Genomic DNA, 4,802 nt, shown 5'->3' with positions numbered 1-4,802 from the left:
ACTTCCGCTTCGCCGGCTTGAGATCCGTGCGTCCGTACCTCTTCCGAAACACATCAAACACCACGTCGGACCCATCCGCCTTCATCTGGTGCACCATCTGCAACAGGACTCCCAATCGTCCTTTCGGAAACCCCGCCTTGTTCGCAAACCACCCCAGATACTCCGCCGGAATGTCATAAATCGGCACCCCGTTCGGCGGAAAATGCTGCGGCCCATACTTCCCAAACGGCATGAACGTCCGCCCGATCTCTTCCAGATCAGCGCGCATCCGTGCAGCAAGGTCGTCCATGCGCACACAATACCCGTGGCCAGAAACCACGAAACCAGAATTCCCCACGACGAAGCCTGAAATCGCCGAGCAATATCAAGCCACCCTTGATCAGCGCACGATTTCCTTCGCTCCATGTCACCGCAAACCCAGCGCACGTATTGTAGTCCCGCCTTCAGGCGGTTCCGGGCGAACGTCCACAAACTCACGCCTCCCTCACTTCAACCCCGCATAAGCCTCGCGCAGCAGCGCCTCCGTCATCTCCCAGTCAATGCACGCATCCGTGATCGACTGCCCTCGCACCAGCTGCTCCAGCGGCTGCGGAAACTTCTGGCTGCCACCCACAAGGTTGCTCTCCAGCATCGCGCCAATGATGGCCTTCTGCCCCGCAACACGCTGCCGCACAATTTCCCGAAACACATCCGGCATCCGGCGGTGGTCCTTCGCACAATTCCCATGGCTCGCGTCGATCATGATCGCTGCCTTGAGCTTCGCAGACTCCAGCCCGTCGATGGTTTCCCGCACATCATCCGCTCCATAGTTAGGACCGTCTTCACCCCCGCGCAAAATGATGTGGCAGTCCGGGTTGCCACTCGTCGTCACCGCAGAAGCCACGCCATCCTCGCTCACCCCCAGAAAAGTCTGCGGCTGCATCGCCGCCTTGATCGCATTGATCGCCGGCGTGATGTGCCCAAACGTCCCGTTCTTGAAACCCAGCGGCATCGATAAACCCGACGCCATTTGCCGGTGCGTCTGCGATTCTGTCGTGCGTGCGCCGATCGCGCTCCAGCTGATCAAATCCGCAATGTACTGCGGCGTGATCGGGTCCAGCAGCTCCGTCGCCGTCGGCATCCCGAGATCCAGCACATCCCGCAAAATCTTCCGCGCCAGTCGCAAACCCGCCGGGATGTCACAGCTCCCGTCCAGATGCGGATCCATGATCAGCCCCTTCCAGCCCACCGTCGTGCGCGGCTTTTCAAAATACACGCGCATCACGATGCAAAGCCGGTCCTTCAGCTCCTCCGCCAGCGCCGCCAGCTTCCGCGCATACTCCAGCCCCGCCTCAGGATCATGAATCGAGCACGGACCAAGAATCACAAGGAAGCGCGAATCACGGCCAAACAGAATGTCCCGAATCTCCTGCCGTGATTTCGCTACAAAAGCGGTTTGCGCGTCAGTCGGCGCGATCTCGCTCATCAGGCTGCGCGGTGAAGGCAGCGGAACGTTGGAGGCAATGTGGAGGTTGGCAGTCTGGCTCATGGTCATATTCTTCAACTCGGCTCAGCCTCAATGGCAAGCAGATCCACCTCGTTCTCGCTGGCGACGACAAACCAGATCCGCAGGCGAAGCGGCGTGCCGTCATCGTGCAGGAACCGCGTGGACTCGGCCACACGTAGTTTTTCGGTGTCTGGAACCAGCGGAAAATCATCCGCCAGCCGTGCGATGGCCCAGAGAAGACCGGCGAGCACATCATCCATTCGCTCGCTGCTCCCCAGCCGCGCCACCTGCCACGCATAAAACTCGCTTTCTCGCAGTGTGTAGAGGTTAGACATGCCAGCCGCGTTCCCGGATGAGTTCACGCGAACGTTCGATGGCGCGGTCTGTCAGCGTTTCGTCAGAAACATTGGTCACTTGTCGCGGCACCTCGGACTGGCCCGCCCAGGCATCTGAAACGAGCTTTTTAAGCCTCGCACCGGGTTTGCCGGGCTGCGAATGCCACCAGTGCTCGAAGGCGTTCATCTCTTCGAGGCTGAGGCTCTCCACGGCGGCCTGGATTTCAGCGAGCTTGGACATGGTGGCAGTTTAGTTTTCCGCTCTGGATTTGGCAACCCTTCTTCAATTTTCCTGCACCACCGGATTCTTCGGCTTCAGCACCGCGTACAGCACCACGCTGATCACAATGATCCCTCCCGCAATCAACGGCGCGATCTGCATGGAAGCGTCAGGGCTTGTGACAGCGCTGTGAATGCGCGTGTAGATCAGCGAGGCGCAGGTCAGAGCTCCCAACACCGGCACGAACATGGGTGGCTCAAACCCTCCCTGCGGCTCTCCAGGGCGGCGCTTCAGCACCACCAGGGCGATGTTCACCACGGTAAAGACCGCCAGCAGCAGCAGCACCGTAGATTCCGCCATTTGTTTCACACCACCGCTGAGGATCAGCACAGAAACAATGCCAAACAGCACAAACACCGCCACATGCGGCGTGTGCCGCTTGGGATGCACACGGCCCAAAACAGCGGGCAGCAGCCCCTGCCGGCTCATGCCATACAGCAGGCGCGATCCCATGATGTAGTTCAGCAGCGCCGTGTTGCCGATCGCGAAAATCGTGATGCCCAGGTACAACTTGTCGATGCCTCCCAGCCAGGGCGCGGCCCGATGCGCCACATCCATCAGCGGTGTTTTGCTCGCGGCTAGTTCACGCCACGGCACCACCGAGACCGCAGTGATCGCCACCGCCATGTAAATAAGCGTCGCCAAAATCATCGCGCCGATCAGGCCAAACGGCACATTCTTCCGCGGGTTTTTGACCTCCTCACTCACATTCAGGATGTCCTCAAAACCGATGAACGAGAAAAACGTCAGCACCGCCCCCTGCATCACCAGCGCCAGCGTGATGCCGGAGCCCGCCCCGCCTGCCACCGTGTCTTTGGCCGTTTCCAGATAGTTCACGCCGCCCCAGTACCGGGCGCCCACCGCGATGATAAAGAGCAGGCCTGAAGCTTCCACCACCGTGCAAAGCACATTCAGCCACATGCTTTCACGCAGGCCGCGATAAATCACGCACCCCACGAGAAACACGATCCCGATGGCCACCAGCTTGATGTCCAGCGCAAACCCAAACGCCTTCTCCAGCTGTTCCGCTATCGCCTGGGATCCGGTCGCCATGCTGGTTAGCCCGCTCATCATCACCGCGATTCCCACCACGTAGCTCAGCAGCGGCTTGTGCAGCCCATGCTGCGTCACATAGGCCGCTCCCCCCGCTCTTGCATAACGACTGCCCACACACGCATAAGACAGCCCCGTGAGCATCGCCGCGATCATCGCCGTCAAAAACGCCAGCCAGACCGCATTCCCCAAGGAATCCGCCGCGCGCCCGATCAGCGCATAAATGCCCGCTCCCAGCATGGACCCCAGCCCATAAAACATCACCTGCCAGCCACCGATGGTTTGCTGCAGAGAGGGCGGTGAGTCGGTCTTTGAAGAAAGCGCGGCGGGTTCCATGCCCTGCTACTAGCCGAGATCATGCCGCGCTGGAAGATAAAAAGCAGCCGCCCCCATCGCGTCTTTGAGCGATGAGGGCGGCGCACGAGGTTAACACACAGGTCAGTTTACAGCACCGGGATCTGGCGCGGCTTCGCCACTTCCTTGAGCGGCAGGCGCAGCGTCAGCACGCCATCTTCCAGCTTCGCCGTCATCTGGTCCTCGCTCACAGGTGCGTTGAGACGCAGTCGGAGCAGATAGCTGAGCGGCGACAGCTCGCGATGGAGCGCCTTCATGCCTTCCGGCACGGTCGTGCTGCGTTCACCGCGCACCGTGAGGATGTTTTGCTCAAGGTCGAGCTTCACATTGCTCTTCGGCACGCCCGGCAGTTCGACGCGGATTTCAAACGCTTCGGCATTGCCATTGACGTTGTAGAGCGGTTTGCGCAGGGATTCGGTGACACCGGAGGTGGCGGGAGCGCTGGTTCGGGGGGAGCAGGTAGTGTTCATGATTTGTTAAGAATGGATTTTGGGATGGTTGTTGGTCAGATCAGTTCAGCGTGATGGTGCGTGGCTTGCTGCGTTCCTGCTTCGGCAGGGTCACCGTCAGGATGCCGTCTTCGAGCTTCGCGACGATGGCGTCTGCGTTGACGATTTCTGGCACGGACACCGAGCGGGTGAGGCTGTAGGAGCTTTCCTTCTCGCCGTCCTTCTCACGCTTTTCAGCAGAGACGGTCAGCATGCCGTTGTTCAGCTCGATTTTGACATCCTCCTTCTTCACGCCTGGCACTTCAAAGCTGGCGAAGTAGTTGTCTTTGTCTTCATGCACATCCACGGCCAGCTTGTCACCGGCCACGCCAGGGAAAACCTCACCGAGGTTGTTGATGAAGCTGCTCAAGGATGGCAGTCCGGCCAGCGGATGGCGGAACCATTCGTCGAAGTCGGAAACGCGGTTGAGGCTGAAGGGGTTGGTTCGGATGAGTTTCATAGCTTGGGTGGTTTGGTTTGAGTTTTTGAGTCGGAAGATTCTTTCCACCTCATACCCGTGCATCAGCCGTGCCAGACACCCCTTCCTCCAATCAACTCATTGCAAATCAATTATCTAAACCAATTCACACTCTTCCCACCCGCTCTCAAGATGTGCCATAAACGGCACGTCCTGTCTCACCAGTGAGACATTTTTGCCAATTCAAACCAGTGCTCAAAATGACGGGCCTCAATGGCACTCATTTCACCCATGTTTCGCTCACTTTGACACCACTGCGCCCTGAGTTTTCTCTTCTGACTGTCGCAATCTTTCCCCACTCCACTCCGCGACACACCAGCCCCAACGG

Annotated in this window: 7 protein-coding genes; all 7 read right to left on the bottom strand. The window is 59.1% G+C overall.

What is annotated here, in order from left to right; all coding sequences use genetic code 11:
• The coding region (locus WAW39_RS21420) for a putative quorum-sensing-regulated virulence factor (protein WP_422321201.1) at nt 1–289 on the bottom strand (289 nt) is incomplete at its 3' end.
• 195 nt (nt 290–484) lie between these two features.
• Nucleotides 485–1,528 (bottom strand): 3-deoxy-7-phosphoheptulonate synthase, encoded by a 1,044-nt coding sequence (locus WAW39_RS21415; protein ID WP_422321200.1) that lies wholly within the window; start codon nt 1,526–1,528, stop codon nt 485–487.
• Between the two features lie 11 nt (nt 1,529–1,539).
• Nucleotides 1,540–1,821 carry a hypothetical protein gene (locus WAW39_RS21410; RefSeq protein WP_422321199.1) on the bottom strand — a complete coding sequence of 94 codons (282 nt, stop codon included), beginning with the start codon at nt 1,819–1,821 and terminating at the stop codon, nt 1,540–1,542.
• Nucleotides 1,814–2,062, bottom strand: coding sequence for a hypothetical protein (locus tag WAW39_RS21405; RefSeq protein ID WP_422321198.1), 249 nt, complete (start codon nt 2,060–2,062; stop codon nt 1,814–1,816). Before WAW39_RS21405 ends, WAW39_RS21410 begins: the two co-directional genes overlap by 8 nt.
• Before the next feature lie 42 nt (nt 2,063–2,104).
• The gene (locus WAW39_RS21400; RefSeq protein WP_422321197.1) at nt 2,105–3,490 is read right to left on the bottom strand and encodes an APC family permease; all 1,386 of its coding nucleotides are present in this window, start codon (nt 3,488–3,490) and stop codon (nt 2,105–2,107) included.
• A gap of 107 nt (nt 3,491–3,597) precedes the next feature.
• On the bottom strand, nt 3,598–3,978 hold the full coding sequence (locus WAW39_RS21395; protein ID WP_422321196.1) for an Hsp20/alpha crystallin family protein: 381 nt from the start codon (nt 3,976–3,978) through the stop codon (nt 3,598–3,600).
• Nucleotides 3,979–4,018: 40 nt separating this feature from the next.
• On the bottom strand, nt 4,019–4,456 hold the full coding sequence (locus tag WAW39_RS21390; protein WP_422321195.1) for an Hsp20/alpha crystallin family protein: 438 nt from the start codon (nt 4,454–4,456) through the stop codon (nt 4,019–4,021).
• Nucleotides 4,457–4,802: the final 346 nt, after the last annotated feature.

Origin of the sequence: Prosthecobacter sp., from assembly GCF_049294395.1 — a bacterium.
Classification (GTDB): Bacteria; Verrucomicrobiota; Verrucomicrobiia; order Verrucomicrobiales; family Verrucomicrobiaceae; genus Prosthecobacter.
This window is presented reverse-complemented; position numbering and strand designations above follow the sequence as displayed.